This window comes from Erwinia sp. INIA01, from assembly GCF_025947915.1.
GTDB lineage: Bacteria > Pseudomonadota > Gammaproteobacteria > Enterobacterales > Enterobacteriaceae > Erwinia > Erwinia coffeiphila.
In genome coordinates this window covers 372,744-391,326 of sequence record NZ_JAPDNC010000002.1, presented here as the reverse complement: position 1 = coordinate 391,326, position 18,583 = coordinate 372,744, and the positions used below count along the sequence as shown (strand labels likewise).

At 59.2% G+C, this 18,583-nt stretch carries 14 protein-coding genes and 1 pseudogene; 7 read left to right on the top strand and 8 right to left on the bottom strand.

The window, feature by feature from the left end; genetic code table 11:
* Position 1: 1 nt before the first annotated feature.
* On the bottom strand, positions 2-1,033 hold the full coding sequence (gene idnD / locus OMR58_RS03695; protein WP_105592572.1) for an L-idonate 5-dehydrogenase: 1,032 nt from the start codon (positions 1,031-1,033) through the stop codon (positions 2-4).
* 237 nt (positions 1,034-1,270) lie between these two features.
* Here idnD and OMR58_RS03690 point away from each other — a divergent pair, with 237 nt between their 5' ends.
* Positions 1,271-3,280 carry an NADPH-dependent 2,4-dienoyl-CoA reductase gene (locus OMR58_RS03690; RefSeq protein WP_264545296.1) on the top strand — a complete coding sequence of 670 codons (2,010 nt, stop codon included), beginning with the start codon at positions 1,271-1,273 and terminating at the stop codon, positions 3,278-3,280.
* 2 nt (positions 3,281-3,282) lie between these two features.
* On the opposite strand, the gene OMR58_RS03685 is transcribed toward OMR58_RS03690, so the two are convergent.
* Complete coding sequence (locus OMR58_RS03685) at positions 3,283-3,813, bottom strand: YagU family protein (RefSeq protein ID WP_264545295.1); 531 nt, start codon at positions 3,811-3,813, stop codon at positions 3,283-3,285.
* Between the two features lie 227 nt (positions 3,814-4,040).
* Between OMR58_RS03685 and OMR58_RS03680 the strand changes: the two genes are divergently transcribed.
* Positions 4,041-4,757 (top strand): polyphenol oxidase family protein, encoded by a 717-nt coding sequence (locus tag OMR58_RS03680; protein WP_264545294.1) that lies wholly within the window; start codon positions 4,041-4,043, stop codon positions 4,755-4,757.
* Between the two features lie 88 nt (positions 4,758-4,845).
* Here the strand turns inward: OMR58_RS03680 and rlmG are convergent, their stop codons facing one another.
* Entirely contained in the window at positions 4,846-5,973 is a 1,128-nt protein-coding gene (gene rlmG, locus OMR58_RS03675; RefSeq protein WP_200560246.1) for a 23S rRNA (guanine(1835)-N(2))-methyltransferase RlmG, read from the bottom strand.
* 129 nt (positions 5,974-6,102) lie between these two features.
* On the opposite strand from rlmG, the gene OMR58_RS03670 reads away from it, so the two are divergent.
* Entirely contained in the window at positions 6,103-6,594 is a 492-nt protein-coding gene (locus OMR58_RS03670; protein ID WP_105592578.1) for a M48 metallopeptidase family protein, read from the top strand.
* Positions 6,595-6,782: 188 nt separating this feature from the next.
* The gene (locus OMR58_RS03665) at positions 6,783-8,123 is read left to right on the top strand and encodes a gluconate:H+ symporter (protein WP_264545293.1); all 1,341 of its coding nucleotides are present in this window, start codon (positions 6,783-6,785) and stop codon (positions 8,121-8,123) included.
* A gap of 74 nt (positions 8,124-8,197) precedes the next feature.
* Here the strand turns inward: OMR58_RS03665 and OMR58_RS03660 are convergent, their stop codons facing one another.
* The 5 genes from OMR58_RS03660 to OMR58_RS03640 form a co-directional block, all read right to left on the bottom strand.
* Complete coding sequence (locus OMR58_RS03660) at positions 8,198-9,484, bottom strand: histidine-type phosphatase (RefSeq protein WP_264545292.1); 1,287 nt, start codon at positions 9,482-9,484, stop codon at positions 8,198-8,200.
* A gap of 24 nt (positions 9,485-9,508) precedes the next feature.
* On the bottom strand, positions 9,509-10,867 hold the full coding sequence (locus OMR58_RS03655; RefSeq protein ID WP_264545421.1) for an MFS transporter: 1,359 nt from the start codon (positions 10,865-10,867) through the stop codon (positions 9,509-9,511).
* Positions 10,868-10,975: 108 nt separating this feature from the next.
* Complete coding sequence (locus OMR58_RS03650; RefSeq protein WP_264545291.1) at positions 10,976-11,785, bottom strand: inositol monophosphatase family protein; 810 nt, start codon at positions 11,783-11,785, stop codon at positions 10,976-10,978.
* Between the two features lie 123 nt (positions 11,786-11,908).
* Complete coding sequence (locus tag OMR58_RS03645; protein WP_264545290.1) at positions 11,909-12,889, bottom strand: LacI family DNA-binding transcriptional regulator; 981 nt, start codon at positions 12,887-12,889, stop codon at positions 11,909-11,911.
* Between the two features lie 38 nt (positions 12,890-12,927).
* Complete coding sequence (locus OMR58_RS03640) at positions 12,928-13,962, bottom strand: LacI family DNA-binding transcriptional regulator (RefSeq protein WP_105592583.1); 1,035 nt, start codon at positions 13,960-13,962, stop codon at positions 12,928-12,930.
* A 214-nt stretch (positions 13,963-14,176) separates the two neighbouring features.
* On the opposite strand from OMR58_RS03640, the pseudogene OMR58_RS03635 reads away from it, so the two are divergent.
* The 3 genes and pseudogenes from OMR58_RS03635 (at position 14,177) to OMR58_RS03625 (ending at position 18,583) form a co-directional block, all read left to right on the top strand.
* Positions 14,177-15,221: pseudogene (locus tag OMR58_RS03635) on the top strand (ABC transporter substrate-binding protein).
* A gap of 81 nt (positions 15,222-15,302) precedes the next feature.
* A complete protein-coding gene (locus OMR58_RS03630) occupies positions 15,303-17,525 on the top strand; it encodes an ABC transporter permease (protein ID WP_264545289.1) in 2,223 nt (740 codons plus the stop codon).
* A complete protein-coding gene (locus tag OMR58_RS03625; RefSeq protein WP_264545288.1) occupies positions 17,522-18,583 on the top strand; it encodes an ABC transporter ATP-binding protein in 1,062 nt (353 codons plus the stop codon). Before OMR58_RS03630 ends, OMR58_RS03625 begins: the two co-directional genes overlap by 4 nt.

Below are 18,583 nucleotides of genomic sequence, written 5' to 3'. Positions count from 1 at the left end.
CTTAAAAAGTCAGCTGCACTTTGGCGGCTTTTTGTTTATCACCGGCAAATACCAGTGCAGCATCGATATTCTGATAGTCATATTCACCGCTGAACAGCGGCAGCGGGTTCACCGTACCGTTGCCCAGCCACTCCACCGCCGTATTGAACTCGGTGGTAAAGCGGAAGGAACCGACCAGTTTTATTTCTTTGGCGATCAGCATCATGATCGGGAAGCCCGGCACGTCGCCGCCCATACCTACCTGCACCAGCGTGCCTTTTGCACGGGTCACTTCCAGGCAGCGGGTCAGAGAAGAAGGATGACCGGAGGCTTCAAACGACACGTCGAAGTAGCCTTTCTCCGCCAGATAAGGGGTGAAGTCGCCGTTGGCCGCGTGAATGGTGTCGGTTGCACCCATCGCCACTGCCATCGCCAGCGAGCGCTCGCTGATATCGGCACAGACCACTTCCGCCGCGCCCTTGGCTTTAGCCGCCGCCGCGATCAGGCAGCCGATAGGACCCACGCCGGAGATAAAGACTTTTTTGCCCTGAAGATCGCCGCCCTGATTGGCCGCGTGGATGCACACCGCCAGCGGTTCGGCAAACACCATCACCTTCTCATCGGCCTGGTTGTCGAAAGGAATACACTGGCTGCTGTCGACCACCTTGTACTGAGTGAAGCCGCCGTCAACGTGTGGGAAGTACATCGCGCTGCCGAAGAAACGCATGCCGGTACACTGGTTCTCTTCCTGCGCTTCGCAGTACTTGCAGTGGCCGCAGGGCTTGGACGGGTTCACCGCCACTTTTTGATTCTCTTTCAGCGCCGGGTTATCACTTTTCACCACGTAGCCAATCACTTCATGACCGAGGATCATCGGCATTTTCACCGCAAAGTTGCCGACTTTGCCGTGCTGATAGTAGTGCAGATCGGAACCGCAAATGCCGCCGCGCGTGATGCGCACCAGCGTGCCTTCGCCCTGGTAATCCACCTGCTGGCTGACAACCTCGACCTGCTCTTTACCGTTGATCATGCAGGACTGCGTGGTAGTACTCATGAGAAACCTCTAATACGTATTCATTGAGGCGCCTATGAGAACGATTTTACAGATGCAAAACTGTGAACAAGATCACTAAAAATCATGTTACTAAACTCATGTTACGCATAACGTGACGCTGCTACCCTTTCGGAGAAACCTTAATCAGTGGCATACATCACAAAGCCAATAACTGTACTTTCGTCGCGGTCATATGATCGCTACAGTTAACTCATCCGACCACTTCCGGGATTTACGATGAGCGTGTCACTGTTCTCTCCGCTGGACCTGGGTTTTACCCAGCTCAAAAACCGTTTTCTGATGGGTTCCATGCATACCGGGCTGGAAGAGCATCCGCAGGGTGCCGAACGGCTGGCGGCGTTTTACGCCGAGCGCGCGCGGGCCGGAGTGGCGCTGATTGTCACCGGCGGCATCGCCCCCACGCCGGAGGGCGTGGTCAGCCCCGGTGCTTCGGTGCTGAACGATGAGTCGCAGCTGGCACACCACCGCCGGGTCACCGACGCCGTGCATCAGGCCGGTGGGAAAATTGCCATGCAGATCCTGCACACCGGCCGCTATAGCTATCAGCCCGGCCTGGTTGCCCCTTCGGCGATTCAGGCTCCCATCAATCCCTTTACCCCACGTGCGCTCAGCCACGAAGAGATCCTGGCGCTGATCGCCGCCTATGCCCGCTGCGCGCGTCTGGCACAGCAGGCCGGTTACGACGGCGTAGAGATCATGGCGTCCGAAGGCTATCTGATTAACCAGTTTCTGGTGACCCACACCAATCAGCGTGACGATGAATGGGGTGGCGATGACGTGCGCCGCCGCCGCTTTGCGCTGGATATTCTGCGCGCGGTACGGGCGGCGGTAGGCGACGAATTCATTATTATTTTCCGCCTGTCGATGCTGGACCTGGTGGACCAGGGCGGCACGCTGGAGCAAACCATCACTCTGGCGAAAGAGGTGGAACAGGCCGGTGCCACGCTGATCAATACCGGTATTGGCTGGCACGAGGCGCGTATTCCGACCATTGCCACCGCCGTGCCGCGTGCCGCTTTCGCCTGGGTGACGCAGGCGCTGAAGCAGCATCTGCGCATCCCGCTGATCACCACCAATCGCATCAATCACCCGGATGTGGCGCAGGCGGTGCTGGATGACGGCTGTGCCGATATGGTGTCGATGGCGCGGCCGTTCCTGGCCGATGCCGAATTTGTGCTGAAGGCGCAGCAGGGGCGCAGCGATGAGATCAACACCTGCATCGGCTGTAATCAGGCCTGTCTGGATCAGATTTTTGTCGGCAAGCTCACCTCCTGCCTGGTCAATCCCCGCGCCTGCCACGAAACCACTCTGCCGCTGATCCCCGCAGCCGTGCGGAAAAACCTCGCGGTGGTCGGTGCCGGGCCAGCCGGTCTGGCGTTCGCGGTGAATGCCGCCGCGCGCGGGCATCAGGTGACGCTGTTTGACGCGCTGCCCGAAGTGGGCGGGCAGTTCAATATCGCCCGGCAGATCCCGGGGAAGGCGGAGTTCAGCGAAACCCTGCGCTATTTCCGCCGCCAGCTGGATATCCACGGCGTGACCCTGCGGCTCAATCAGTACGTCAGCGCCGCTCAACTGGCCGACTTTGATGAAGTGGTACTGGCTACCGGCATTGAGCCACGAACACCGGCCATCCCGGGTATCGATCATCCTTCGGTTCTCAGCTATCTGGACGTGATCCGCGATAAAAAACCGGTCGGCCTGCGGGTGGCGATTATCGGCGCGGGCGGCATCGGTTTTGATACCGCAGAATATCTGGTGCAGCCTGAAACCGCCGCGCCGCAGGATATCGCCGACTTCTGCGAAGAATGGGGCATCGACCGCACGCTGACCCGGCCCGGAGGCCTGACGCGCCCGGTCGCGCCTCACAGCGCCCGCCAGGTCTGGCTGCTTCAGCGCAAACCCGGTAAGCCCGGTGCAGGGCTGGCGAAAACCACCGGCTGGATACATCGTGCCAGCCTGCAAATGCACGGCGTGCAGATGTGGGGCAGCGTTGAATATCAGCGAATTGATGATGACGGGCTGCATATTCTGCGCGATGGTGAAGCGCAGCTGCTGGCGGTGGATAATATTATTATCTGCGCCGGACAGGAGCCAAGGCGGGAACTGGAAACGCAGCTCCTCGCCCAGGGCAAGCCGCTGCATATTATCGGTGGCGCAGATATAGCCCAGGAGCTGGATGCCCGCCGGGCTATTGCGCAGGGAACTAAACTGGGGCTGGGGATTTAGCCTCAGCGCCCGGCGGAGGTGGCAAGGCGCTCCTCGGCATCCCGGGCGCGGGTTATGCAGTTACGCAGGTCGCGGCGGAATATTTCAATCGTCCACATCCAGAGGATATGGCCGAAGGTTTCGGACAGGATTTCATCGGCGGGCAGATCCCACAGGGCCGGTGCCCAACCCGCAGCCGGTAAAATCACGCCGTGAAAAATCACGGTGATGACCAGCGCAAATGCCACGCCCTGCCATAGCTTAATCGACGGGAAGATCTCCGCCAGCCAGCAGTAGAGCATGGCGAAAAAAACCGAAAACAGGTGGTGAACGCCCGCCACACCCCAGTTCACCACGTGCCCGGACCAGTGATAGATCATCGCTTCGGTGTTCAGGCCCAGATCGTTGAGCATTTCAACAGGCGGAATCGCCCGATCGGCCGTGCGCGGCGGGAATGGGTTCTCACTGCCCCACTTAACGAAGCTGGCAACATTACCCCCTGCAAAGCCCGCCAGCAGTGCGGCGGAATAACGGCGATACGATTTATTGGTCATGCGGTAAAGCTCTCCATGCAAAAAAATCCTTTAAGTTCCCGGAAATACCGTTCCGGTGGTGCAGCATAACCTTTTTTGTACTCGGAAGATTGTTATTGCAGGCGGCAAGGTAAACCCGCAGCATCAATCCATGCACGGCCAGCGAAAATATTTTGGCAAAATGTCGTAAAACGTTAGCCTCGAAGGCGTATAAAAAATCTGTCGCCCGTCCCTTAAGGAGCATTTTGATGTCGTATTCCTGGCGTTCCTCGCTACTTTCCCGCTTCGACTGGCTCGATCACGCCTTTTTACCCGCCGGAGAACGGCCCCCGGTAGAGACGATTTACAACCAGCAGCGGCACAGCGCCCGCGTGGTGCCGAGCGCAACGGCGCTACCGGTAAAAAGCGTGGAGGCCGACGGGCTAATCGCCAGCGATAACCGCCCCGTTGCGGTCTACACCGCGGACTGTCTGCCGATCCTGCTGATAGACGCTAATCAACACCAGGCGGCGGCGGTACACGGTGGGCTGAAGGGTATTCTCGGTGGCGTGCTGGCTAATGCCATCCGCCAGCTGTGCCAGAACGGCAGCGCGCCGGGGGACCTGTTTATCGCTATCGGTCCGTCGATTGGCCCCTGCTGCTACGAGCTGGGAAAGGACTTAATTGCTCGCGCGGAGCAGGACGATCCGCACCATCTGGCACCGTTAATGGCGTGGTCTGAGCAGCCGTCGACAAATCCGGCGGCAGTCCGCCCGCAGGCGCAGGGAACGACCGATGGCGTATGGTTTGATTTGCCGCTGTTGGCAAAACGCATCGCGCTGAGGGAGGGGGTTCCGGAGGGGCAAATTGAGCTAAGCGGGATCTGCACCTACTGCATGGCGGAAGAGCAGGCCAGCTACCGGCGCAACACACACCGCCAGCACGGCTACCAGCAGCGTTTTTCGTGGATCCGCGTAAAAAATTAACGCGCGTCGGTAAGCCTCGCAGCACATCCATCCCAGCCGCGGAGTGGTATGCACGCAGTGTGCGGCATGGCTGCCGCACCGCTGGCGATCAGCGCATTTTCACCGAGCGCAGGATCACAAACTTCTGATTGGTGGCGACGGTGGTGCAGTTGCCAAACAGCTTCTTCATTTTGTGGTAGTAATCCAGGTGGCGGTTGCCGACAATGCGCAGTTCGCCGCCGTACTGCAGGCAGCGGCGGGCATCGCGAAACATCTGCCAGGCGATATGATCGGTGACCGCGTTCTGCTGATGGAACGGCGGATTGCACAGTACCGCGTGCAGACGGTCGGACGGATAGCCCGCCAGCACGTTATTCACGCGAAACTCGCAGCGCGCTAAGTCGTCCGGGCAGTTTGACTCCACGTTCAGGCGGCTGGATGCCACTGCCATATAGGACTCATCGACAAAGTGAACCTGCGCCAGCGGGTTCTGCCGCAGCGCCGTCAGGCCAATCACGCCGTTGCCGCAGCCGAGGTCAACGATCTCACCGTCAATATCTTCCGGCAGGTGCTGCATAAAGAAGCGTGCGCCGATATCCAGCCCGCCACGGGCGAATACGTTGGCATGGTTGTGAATCAGGTAATCGGTGCCGTCCAGCGGCCATGTGGCGATCACATCGCTGTCCGCCAGCTTCGGAGCGCTGAACGTGGTGTAAATCAACCGTGCCTTTTTCCATGCCAGCGAGGTGGTGGTTGGACCGAGAATTTTCTCAAACAGCTGTAGCGTGGAAGTATGGATATCCTTCGCCTTGCCGGCGGCGATAATCTGCGTCTGTGGCGTGACGACTTTACGCAGCGCACGCAGCTGCTGCTCTAATAGCGCCAGGGTTTTCGGCACCTTGATCAGCACCCGCGTTGGAGCCGCAGGAAGCGGTGCCAGGCTGTCCAGCAGCTGCACATCACACTCGTCCAGCTCGTTAAGCGCCAGGTTCTGCCGGGTCGCCTGCTGGTTAAGCCAGGAATCGCTGATGCTGTAGACGCCCTCGCCCGCGACCGCGCAGGCCAGTGCCCCAAAGGTGTCATTGAAAATCAGCGTGGGTCCGCCGGTCACTTCATCGCCGATGTGTTTCAGCAGATATTCATCGGCCGAATCCCAGGCCTGCAACGGGCTTTCTTCGCGCATTTGGGGAAAACGATGCAGCGTCAGCATACGGTTGCTTAGTTCAAGTTGGCTCATGGGAACACCTTAGTGGTAAAATTTCCGCGTTTTATCCCCTAAAATGAGCGAACAGTAAACGTTTTTCTTAAAATTACCCGTAATGGATTCCGCGCATCGGATAATACAGCGAAAATTAATCAGAGAGTTATGACAACATTACGCTATCTCAATGGCTATCCTACTGAACTGATTGCCCGCGTGCAGCAGCTGTCCGATCGCGGCCAGCTGGCAACATGGGTAGAGAAGAAGTATCCCGGCCAGCACAGTATTCAGGACGATAAATCGCTTTATCAGTACGTTGGCGGGCTGAAGCAGCGCTATCTGAAAAACGCCCCGGCGCTGTCGAAAGTGATGTTTGATAATAAGCAGAATCCCGTGAAGGGCACGCTGGGCACAAACACCTTTGTTTCCCGCGTGCAGGGCGGCAAGCTGAAAAGTAATAACGAGATCCGCATCGCCACGCTGTTTCGCGACGGGCCGGAAGAGTTTCTCAAAATGATCGTCGTGCACGAGCTGGCGCATCTGAAAGAGAAGGATCACAACAAAGCGTTCTACCAGCTGTGCTGCCATATGGAACCGGACTATCACCAGCTGGAGTTTGATATGCGCATCTGGCTGAACTTCCGCGACCTGAAATAGCCCTGAAGCCAAAAAACTGGCTAATTTTCTGGCCAAAAATAGTGAGTTAACGTGATATTTTCACTGATTTATTAAGCGAAATATTGCGAAGCAGATCAAATAAACATTCCATAAAGCTCCATATCGGAAAATAAATTCTATAAGTTGCATTGACGACTTTACCGATAACATGATCTCTGGAGCTGGCTATGCCTGTATTCATTGTCGCGATAGGAATCGCAATATTACTGATACTAATCATGGCGTTAAAATGGAATACCTTTGTATCGCTGGTCATCGTTTCGTTTCTGGTGGCGCTGTTTCTGGGAATGGACCCGACGCAAATTGCGCTAACGATTGAGAAAGGGATTGGCGCACAGCTGGGCCACCTGGCGCTGGTGTTTGGTTTTGGTGCCATGCTGGGCCGCCTGGTGGCCGATGCCGGAGGCGGCTACCGCATTGCCGCCACGCTGATCGCCGTCTTTGGCAAAAAGAACACTCAGGTGGCCGTGGTGATTGCCTCGTTTACCGTGGGTATCGCGCTGTTCTTCGAAGTGGGTCTGATCCTGCTGCTGCCAATTATTTACGCCATCGCCCGCGAGCTGAAGCTGCCGTTTCTGTATCTTGGCATTCCGATGGCCGCCGCGCTGAACGTCACCCACGGTTTCCTGCCGCCCCACCCTGCCCCCACGGCGATCTCGCTGGCCTACAGCGCCGATATCGGTCACGTGCTGCTGCTCGGTATTGCGGTCGGCATCCCTACCACCATTGTTTGTGGGCCGCTGTTTAATAAGGTGCTTTATCGTCTGGCTCCGGCGGTGTACCAGGGGCAGAGCGACCTCAGCGCCTTCGGCGAGCAGAAAAGCTATCGTCTGGAAGAGACGCCGGGGTTCCTCTCCAGCGTGCTGACTTCGCTGGCACCGGTGCTGTTTATGGCGCTGGCGACGGTGGTCGATCTGCTGTTCCCCGGCAGTGATGCTGCGGCGGTGAAAGCGGTGAAGTTTGTCGGCACACCGGCGATGGCAATGCTGATTTCGCTGATTATCGCCTTCTGGACCATGGGCTTTGCCCGCGGCCGCAGCGCGGAAGAGATTGGCAAAACGCTAACCAGCGCCATTGCGCAAATCTCTATGATGCTGCTGATTATCGGCGGCGGCGGTGCCTTTAAGCAGGTGATCGTTGACGGCGGCGTGGGCGATTATGTCGCCGGGCTGTTTGCCGCCTCCACCCTGTCGCCGCTGATTATCGCCTGGTCGATTGCCGCGATGCTGCGCGTCTGTTTAGGTTCGGCCACCGTTGCAGCATTAACGACCTCCGGCATTGTGGCACCGATGCTGCCGATGTTTCACATCGATCCGGCGCTGATTGTGCTGGCGACGGGCGCAGGCAGCGTGATTGCCTGCCACGTCAACGATGCCGGATTCTGGATGGTGAAAGAGAGCTTCGGCCTGACCATGAAGCAAACCTTCTGTACCTGGACGGTGCTGACCACCGTGCTGTCGGTTTCCGGGCTGATCTTTATTCTGATTGCGGAAAGGCTGTTCTACTGAGGCAGCCGTTCGTCTGAGGAACATGCTGAGGGGATTGTGCTGCAGGCCAACCGGCCTGCAGCGAACGCTGAACATCACGGCAGCGCGTAAGCCACCGGGGTGATCGCATTGCGGTCGAGGTTTTTACTCAACGCTTTCACGGCGGAACGCAGCGGGCACAGCGTACCCACGTCGGTTACCCGGCAGTCCGGCTGACGCCACTCCTCACGCAACAGCGGATGATTGCCATCCACCTGCTGTAAATTGCGCAGGTCGTCCAGGCTCTGCCCCTGGAAGTAGACATGCAGGAAACGCTCTCCGGTTTTGCTGTCACGCCAGCGCTCCAGCACCAGGCTGCTGCCCGGCGGGATATTGCCGCGCGTGTAGCCGGGCAGCGTCCAGCTGAAATCCATCAGCGTGCGCACCATCGCGATGTTGGTGTCATGCGCCACCAGCAGCAGCCAGCGCGTATCCGGCATGTTATCCGTCGGCTTATTTACGCCCTGCTCAACGCCCTGCAGCATGGCGTTAAGCAGAATGGAGCCGCGCTTTTGCGCGGTATAAAGCACGTCGTTGCTGAGATCGTAATTAGCCGTTAACAGCGGCAAAACGGCAGTGATCTGCGCCGATGAGGTGATATTGCCCCAGGCCAGCTGGGCCACCGGCAGGTTTTCATTCCAGCCAAGGCGCAGCGTTTCCACCATATTGGCCAGCACACTCAGGCCATCAACGGAGGCTTTGCCGCTTTTACTCTGTTTAATCTGCCAGGGCTTATCAAAGAAGGCGCAGGACGCATCGTCCCGGCACACCGCCTTTTTCAGCGCCTGAACCGCAGGCTGCAACGCCTGCTGACGGGCCGCCAGATCGCCCGCCGCCTCTTTCACCTTCGCCAGCTGCGTTGCCGGATCGGTGTTGGTCGCCGGGAACGCTTCGGTCTGGAACAGCGGATCGTGGTCACCCTCAACCCGATGAACGGCTACGCCACAGCCGGGAAATGCACCGTCCACCAGCGCAGCGGCGGTTGCCCGGGTGCGCTGTAGCGGGCTGGCCCGCACATACACGTCCTGCGGCTGCGGGCAGCCCGCAGTGAGCAGCCCCAGCTGGCGATAATGTTCGCCCTGCCAGCGCCCTTTGTTCACCACCGCCGCATAGCCGTGGCCGGTCAGCTCGCCGTCGGCGGTATTCCACTGCGTCCAGGGACGGTTGGTTGCGGCCTCAATATCCGTGCGGTTGCCGGGCGTCGGCGGCCGGATGCCGTGGCGGCTAAGCTCCACCACTTTTTCCAGCTCATAGGTGGCCTCCGCATGTGCCTGAGCGGCGCTGAACCACAGCGTTCCGGCGATAAACAGGCGTGCAGCAACCTGATGTCTTTTTGCCATCATTGTGTCTTCCTTCTGTTGAGGTAATTAAGATGAAAACAGGGTGCGGCGCTCGCTGGCGTTGCGTCTTGCCACCATCACGGCGGTGACAAAGCACAACAGCGCAGAGATCAGACCGGCTGCCACCCAGAACTGGGACAACGTGTGGAAATCGTAGAGTTTGGTGCCATTTTCCATCACCGACGTTTTATCGATGATGATGCCCGTCAGGAATTCACCGAATCCGGCCCCGGCGTAGCTGACAATGCCGATGGTTCCGAGCGCCGCCCCGGCCGCTTTCCGCGAGGAGATATCCACCGCCAGCAGGCCACCGAGGAAACAGGTCAGTGCGCCGATAGTCGCGCCGAAGATAATCATCGACAGAATATCGGTGTAGTAATTGCGCGGCAGCCACAGCATCAGCGCGAATCCGGCAGTATTCAGCAGGCTGATAAATCCGGCCATAATACTGCGATTGCGCGAGAAGAAGCGGTCGGAGAGCATGCCCGCCACGATGGTGCCAACAATCCCGGCAACGGCATTCACGCCGATAATCGCCGAGGCTTCAACCGTGCTGTAGCCCTTCCCCTGCTGCAAAAAGAAGATGCCCCACGAATTTACGCCATAGCGGTCGATGTACATAAACGCCGAGGCCAGCGCCAGCGTCCACAGCGCCGGGTTGCGCAGCGCCATCAGCTGATTGCTAAACACCGATCCTTTGGCCTCTTCTTCTTCCTGCGGTTCGTTGCTGATGTCATGAATCGACGGGAAGCCGCTGCTCTGCGGTGAGTCGCGCATAAACAGCAGCATCAGCACCACGCCCGCCGCGCCCAGCGCTGCGGTGGAGAGATAGCCCATATGCCAGCCGTAGCCCGCAATCACCGCCGCGATCACGATGTAGGTCAGCGCCTCGCCGATGTTATGCGCCGTCGACCAGATGGAATAGAAGGTGCCGCGCTCTTTGGTGCCGTACCAGCGCGCAAGGGAAACCGCACATGGCCCCACCCCCATCGACTGCGCCCAGCCGTTGATGCCCCAGAAAATGGCCAGCATCATCGCGTTGGTGGTCATCCCCATCATCAGGTTCATCCCCGCACTGAGCAGCAGCCCAAGACTCATAAAGCGCACCACGTTGGCGTGATCGGCCAAAAACCCGTTAACCAGTTTGCCGATGGCGTAGCTGAAAAACAGCGCCGAGCCGATCATCCCCAGCTCCGAGGGCGAAATACCCAGCTCCACCAGCGCGGTTTTCGCCACGGTGAACGAGAGCCGACAGACGTAAAACGTTACGTAGGCCAGCGTCATCGCCAGAAACGTTTGCCAGCGCACGCTGCGGAAGCGCTGTTCATTGAATACGGCGGTAGTTTTCGCCGGGCTGGCCCGGAAAAAACGGATTAATCCAGACATCATCTTGTCTCCGTAGGGCGGAGGCGGTGCTGATTGATTTTGTCTTCGTCCCTGAAGGCTGTTTCCGTGTTATGTAGAGTACGCAATCAGATGCCAGACCCGTGCAGGTTAGTTTAAGGGTTGAACAACCCATTGTTTTAATTGTGGATAGAGCGTTTTACTGGCCAGCAGCACCGGATTGCCTTGCGCAATGCCGTCCGCCGCCAGGTAATCGTTGGTGGCCCCGCCCGCTTCGCGCATCAGCACGATCCCCGGCAGCCCATCCCACGGATTCATATGCGGTTCGTAATAGCCAATCAGGCGACCGGCGGCGGCCCAGGCGCTCATCAGCGCGCCGGAACCGTTGCGGACAAACATGCCGCCGTGCTGCAACAGCTGGTCGAGAAACGGCAGGAAATCGGCCGCCGTCACGCGGTGCGAGGTCCCCACGCCCATCACGCCACCGGCAACCGTTTCTGCCAAATGCGGCGCGATTCTCCGATCGTTGAGCCATGCCCCTTCCCCTTTTAGGGCATGGAAGAGCTCCTGGTGATTGGGGTCATACACCACGCCAATCACCGGTTCACCGTCAACCACCACCGCCAGCGACAGGCACCAGGTGTGCAGGCCGTTGAGGAAACAGCTGGTGCCATCGATCGGATCGACGACCCACAGTACGCGCTGGTGTGCATCGGACGTGCCGCTCTCCTCGCCCAGAAATCCGTCTTCCGGGAACGCCTCTGCGATGCGTGATTTGACAAAGGACTCCACCTCGCGGTCGGCCAGGCTAACCACATCCTGCGCATCGCAGCCCTTGTGTTCGACCCGCAGGCTGTCGCGCTGCTGATAGAAGCCATAAGCCAGTTTTCCCCCGGACTCAGCAAGACTGCAGGCGAAGCGATAGCGCGCCAAAAGCGAATCATTTTCTCGGGTTGTCATAACATCTCCTGAGAATGCACACGTGTGCATTTGTTAACAAAAAATAAGCCCCGTAGGGCGAAAGAGAGTGTGACGGCAGTTCACAGAATAATCTGTGAGCTACCGCATAAAATTAATTTTTCATTACGCGCTCTGGCGAATGATTAATTTCACCGGCACGGCGCGATGGCGGGAAGGAAGATCGAACTGGGCAATACGGGTCATCAAAAGATCCACCGCCTGCTGCGCCAGACCTTCAGTATCCTGTTGAATAGTCGTCAAATGATAGGGGTCCCAGTCCGCCTGGGGAATATCATCAAAGCCCATGACGGCGGGAAGCGGATCGTCGCCGTTGAGCGTTCGCAGACCGTCGATCGCGCCTAATGCCAGCATATCCGTGGCGCAAAGCAGCACCTGGCAGGAACGTAATTCAAGCGCTGCTGCCTTGCCAGCCGCATAGCCGCCGCCGGGGATAAACCGCGTGGCAATAGTCAGGTCCGGCGCGCAGGCCAGCAGCGCCTGATAGCGATCTTCCGTACTGAAATTACGCCGCTCTTCGCCGATAAACCCAACGTGTTTCCAGCCGCGCTGGCGGCAGTAATCCGCCATCAGCTGCATACCCTGAGCGTTATCGCTGGCGACACGATCGCAGCCTGCCAGATCGGCATCCCGGTTGATTAAGGTCACCGGGATCTTACGCTCCAGATACTCTTCGGCCAGCGACAGCGGCGGCGCGCCGGAGGTGATAATCACCCCGGCCACGTGGTAGCTGAGCAGCTGTTTTAGTGAGGGAGCCAGCTGTTCCGGATCGTCGGCATTCATCAGCAGCGGCATAAAACCGTGCAGCGCCAGCTGATGAACCAGAGGCGACAGCAGCTTGCTGCGGAAGGGGTTATCGAAACCGGCGGTGACGATGCCGATAAAGTTGCTGCTGCCGGTGATCATCGTGCGGGCGATGATATTGACCTGGTAACCCAGCGTTTCCGCTGCGGCGAGGACTTTTTTCCGCGTTTTTTCCGCCACGGAGGCACCCGGGGTAAACGTGCGGGAAACCGCAGAACGTGATACCCCTGCCAGGCGGGCGACATCTTCGGCATTGACCCAGTTTTTTTTCTTCTCGCTCATGCTCACTCTGCGCGGGTTACGGTGTGCGTGAGCCTATGTTAACCTCCCCGCACCGATCCGCGCCACACCACATCGGCCTGATAGACCAGACTGTCGTGCTGCTGCTCACTTTGCGGGGTAAAGCCGTTTTCCGCCTGCTCGGTCTGGATCAGCCACTGCACCGCGTCGCGGGCAAAGCGCTCTACCGGCTGGGCAAAAGTGGTCAGATTGAAGGATGACCACCCGGCCTGCACGATATTATCGAATCCTATCAGGCAGATATCCTCCGGCACGCTGACCGCAAAGCGGTGCCGTGCTTCATCCATAAAGCCGCAGGCCACCAGGTCGGTGACGCAAAATACCGCATCCGGGCGCTGCTGGCGGGTCAGCAGGCGGTGCGCCAGAATCTGACCGCTTTCATAGGATGTGGAACCAAAACGCTCAACGGTGACCGCTAATCCGGCCTGCTCCGCCACCGCGACAAACGCGGCTTCGCGCTTCATCAGGCTGGGCGTTCCGGCCAGCGAGTTGGCAAACGCCAGATGCCGACAGCCCGCGCGCTGAAAGGCCATCACCGCTGTTTCGGCCGCCGATTGTGCATCCAGATTAATACTCAGCGATCCGGGCAGCGACTCATCGCGGTTAATCAGAATAATGCGCTGTCCGTGCTTATAGCACTGGCGGGTGATGGCGCGGTCCGGCATGCCGGAAAGGATAATCGAGGCGTCGGCGCGGAAATTAATCGCCTGCTGCAGCGCCGCCGAGACGCTGTTGTCCGAGCGGTCGGTGTTGATAAGCATCGCCACTTTCCCCGCCTCCTGCAAAAACTGGGTCAGCCAGCGCACCAGCATCGCGCGGTAGGGGGTAGCGATTTCAGACACCACCAGGCAGACAATCCCGCTGCGGTTGCGCACCAGCCCACGCGCCAGATGATTGACGTGATAGCCCAGTTCCTCTGCCGCTTTCATCACCCGCGCACGGGTCGTTTCCGACACGCTGGCCCCCGGCGTATAGGTCCGCGACACCGCAGAACGCGAAACCCCCGCACGGTCGGCCACGTCCTGCGCACTCACCACCGCTTTCTCATTTTGCATGCTGCTCTCCATCAAAATCCCGGCTGAGATTGAGTCTGCCTCAGATTGCAAAGCTGTGCAAACTGACCGATATCACAATTGTTATATTTTTGTGACAAGGGCTGCTAATTCAGCTGCAAGCCATTTGACAGTTTATTTCTTGTTCATTATTACTTTGCACACACGTGCAAAAACAGGTGCCAGTGAAGCACCAACCCTACAAACCAAGGAGATCATCATGCGATATACCTCAATGGCCATCGCGCTATCCCTCTGTTGCACTGCTTTACCGTTTGCCGCCTCGGCGGCGGGCAATCTGAATATGGTCTGCTCGGCGGATGTGGTGGTGTGCGAGCATATGACGCGTATTTTTAGCCAGTCTCATCCCGATATTAAAGTCAGCATGGTCCGCCTGTCGGCGGGCGAGGCCTATGCGCGGCTGCGCAGCGAGGCGCGCAATCCGCGCACCGATATCTGGTGGGCGGGCACCGGCGATCCGCATATGCAGGCGGCGGATGAAGGGCTGACCCAGGTGTATAAATCACCGCTGCTGACCGAACAGCAGGACTGGGCGCAGAAGCAGGCTGAAAACTCCGGCTATCGCACGGTCGGCATCTACGCCGGAGCGCTCGGCTGGGGTTACAACACCAAACTGCTGGCCGACAAAAAACTGAAGGAGCCGACCTGCTGGGCCGACCTGCTGGGCCGATCTGCTCGATCCGGGCTTTAAGGGTGAGATCCAAATCGCCAACCCGAACTCCTCCGGCACCGCCTACAACACCCTGGCCACGCTGGTGCAGATCATGGGCGAAGATAAAGCCTTCGATTATCTGAAAAAGCTCAACGCCAATGTTTCCCAGTACACCAAGTCCGGTTCCGCACCGGTGAAATCCGCCGCGCGCGGGGAAACCACGGTCGGTATCGTGTTTATGCACGATGCCGTGGCGATGCAGGTGGATGGCTTCCCGATCAAGACCGTTGCACCGTGTGAAGGCACCGGCTACGAAATTGGCTCAATGTCGATCGTCAAAGGCGCGCGTAACCTCGCCAACGCCAAAGTCTGGTACGACTGGGCGCTGAGCGCGGAAGCTCAGTCACATATGAAAGAGGCCAAATCCTTCCAGCTGCCGTCCAACCGCAACGCCGAGATTTCCGAATATGCGCCGCGCTTTGAGAACATCAAGCTGATCGACTACGACTTCAAAACCTACGGCGATTCCGCCAAACGCAAAGCGCTGCTGAGCCGCTGGGACAAAGAGATCGGTGCCAGCGCGCAGTAATCCCCGCCGTTTTGTGATGCTGATACGCGGTGGCTTCGGCCTGATGTCCGCTTCAGCCTGGTTTTCAGGTCGAGGTATGTCATGAATGCAAATAATCGTCGTCTGACCGGCGCGCTGATAATGGGCGCGGCGGCTTTGCTGCTGCTGCCGTGGTACAGCCTTGAGGCCGGTTTCTTTGACGGCGGCTGGCTGATAAGCCTGTGGAGCGATGCCGCGACGGCCCCGGCGCTCTGGCAGCTGGGCGAACATCCGTGGCTGGCAATAGCGGTGGCGCTGTTCGCGCTGTGCGGCGGCTGCGGCCTGTTGCCGTCGGGCGCACGCAGCCGGTTGCTGCTGCTGTTCAGCGCCCTCAGCGTGCTGTTTTTAATCATTGAAGGCCATGCGATTGGCTACAGCGGCTGGAGCTGGCTGTGGCTGGAAAACCGTTTTGGCGTGCTGGAATCAGGCCAACCGGCGATGGGTGCCGGTGCGCTGCTGCTGCTGGCCACCTTTCTGCTGCTGTTCTCCTTCGCGTTGGCCGAACGCGGTGTGATGAAGGGCGATGCTTTTGTGGTGGCTTCGCTGGTGTTGCTGACGGCGCTGGTCAGCATCTTTGTGCTTTATCCTGTGCTGAGCATGTTCGTGGTGTCGGTGCAGGATGTGGACGGCAGCTTCCAGCCCGCGGGCTTAATCAGCAATATTCAGGACCCGGCCATCTGGAGCCTCTCCTGCTTAAACGGCGGCACCTGCGGCACGGCCTGGCGCACGCTGTGGCTGGCGCTAATGACCGCAACGGGATCGACGCTGCTGGGGCTGGCGTTTGCCCTTGCCGCCACGCGCACCCCGCTGCCGTGCAAAAAAGCGCTGCGCATGCTGACCATCCTGCCGATCATTACCCCGCCGTTTGTGATCGGCCTGGCGCTGATCCTGCTGTTTGGCCGCTCCGGCGTGGTAACCGAGCATCTGGCGGCGCTGTTTGGCATCGAGCCGGGCCGCTGGCTGTATGGTTTAACCGGCATCTGGATTGCTCAGGTGCTGTCGTTTACACCAATAGCCTTCCTGGTGCTGATTGGCGTGGTAGAGGGCGTTAGTCCTTCGCTGGAGGAAGCTTCGCAGACGCTGCGCGCCAACCGCTGGCGCACCTTCAGCCGCGTGTCGCTACCGCTGATGGCCCCCGGGCTGGCTAACGCCTTCCTGATTAGCTTTATCGAAAGTATGGCCGACTTCGGCAACCCGATGGTGCTCGGCGGCAGCCACGGCGTGCTGTCTACCGAGATCTTCTTCTCGGTGGTCGGGGCGCAAAACGATCCGAGCCGCGCTGCGGTGCTGGCGATGATCCTGCTGTGCTTTACTCTGGCGGCGTTTATCCTGCAGCGGCTGTGGCTGGGCGGCAAGAACTTCGCCACGGTCACCGGTAAAGGCGACGGCGGCCAGCACGGCCAGCTGCCTCGCGCGCTGCGTTTTGGCGTGTACGGCATGGTGATCCCGTGGGGCCTGTTCACCCTGGTGATCTACGGCATGATTGTGGTGGGCGGCTTTGTGCAGTCGTGGGGGCTGGACAGTTCCCTGACCATCAATCACTACGTCCGTGCCTTCGGCATCAGCTTTAGCGAGGGGCATCTGCTATGGAGCGGTGTGGCGTGGAACTCGTTCTGGACCACGCTGGAGATCGCACTGATCGCCGCGCCGCTGACGGCGATCGTCGGGCTGCTCACCGCCTGGCTGATCGTGCGGCAGAAGTTTGCCGGTCGCCAGACCTTTGAGTTCCTGCTGATGCTCAGCTTCGCCATTCCCGGCACGGTAATCGGCGTCAGCTACGTGATGGCCTACAACCTGCCGCCGCTGGAGATTACCGGTACCGCGCTGATTCTGGTGGCCTGCTTTGTCTTCCGTAATATGCCGGTGGGCGTTCGCGGCGGCATCGCAGCAATGAGCCAGCTGGATAAAAGCCTGGATGAAGCCTCTCTGACTCTCGGCGCTAACAGCTTCCGCACGCTGCGTAAGGTGGTGCTGCCGCTGCTGAAACCGGCGATCAGCGCCGCACTGGTGTATGCCTTTGTGCGGGCGATCACCTCGATCAGCGCGGTGATCTTCCTTGTGAGCGCGCAGTACAACATGGCGACGTCCTACATCGTCGGACTGGTAGAAAACGGCGAATACGGCGTGGCGATCGCCTACTCCACGGTGTTGATCGTGGTGATGCTGCTGATTATCGGCGTATTCCAGTGGCTGGTCGGGGAACGGCGGCTGCGCCGCGTCACTCGCCCGGTAGATGTGTCTGCACCGCCCGCTTCCACCTCTTTAACCCAGGAGAATGCCGTATGACAACCCTGAATGCCGGTTCCGTGGTGTTTGAGCACGTTTCAAAACGCTTCGCGGGCTTTAACGCCCTGCCCGACCTGTCGCTGACGGTGGAGCCGGGTACGCTGGTCACGCTGCTTGGCCCATCCGGCTGCGGTAAAACCACCACGCTGCGGCTGCTGGCCGGGCTGGAGCACCCGACATCCGGGCGCATTCTGATTGGCGGTAAAGACGTCACTCACCTGCCGGCCAACGAACGCGATGTGGCGATGGTGTTTCAGTCCTACGCGCTGTTTCCGCATATGAGCGCGCTCGATAATATTATGTACGGCCTGCAATCCTCCGGCATCAGCAAGCGCGAATCGCAGGACCGCGCGCGGGAGGGGCTGAAGCTGGTGGGGTTAGAGAACCAGGGCCAGCGCCTGCCGTCCGAACTTTCCGGCGGCCAGCAGCAGCGTATCGCCGTGGCGCGCGCGCTGGTACTGGAACCGCAGGTGCTGCTGCTGGATGAGCCGCTGTCCAATCTTGATGAGCGCCTGCGCCGCCGCGTGCGTACCGACATCCGCGATCTGCAACAGCGGCTCGGCTTCACTGCGGTGTATGTCACCCACGATCAGGAAGAAGCGCTGGCGGTATCCGATAAGATTATCGTGATGAAAGAAGGCAATATCGCCCAGCAGGGCGCACCTGAAAGCCTCTATCGCGCGCCGAATTCGGTGTTTATCGCCGACTTTATGGGCGAGGCCAATATTCTGCCGTGCGAAGTGGAACAGATTGAGGGCGCAGAGGCGCTGGTACGGCTTGGCAACCAGCGCTATCGCGTGCGCGGCAACGGTGTGAAAACCGGCGCGGCTCAGCTCTCCGTCAGGCCGCAGTTCATTACCCTGCGCGATGATGGCGTTGGTGCGCTGCCGGGGGAAGTGACGCACAGCACCTGGCTGGGCGATCACATTGAATATGAGGTGGCAACCGAGCTGGGGCCGCTGTTTATTGTCGATGCGCAGATGGAACAGCAGCGGCCGCTGGCCTCACGCGTGGAGATTGATTTTAAACCGCAGGGCCTGGCCCTGATTGCTGGCTAA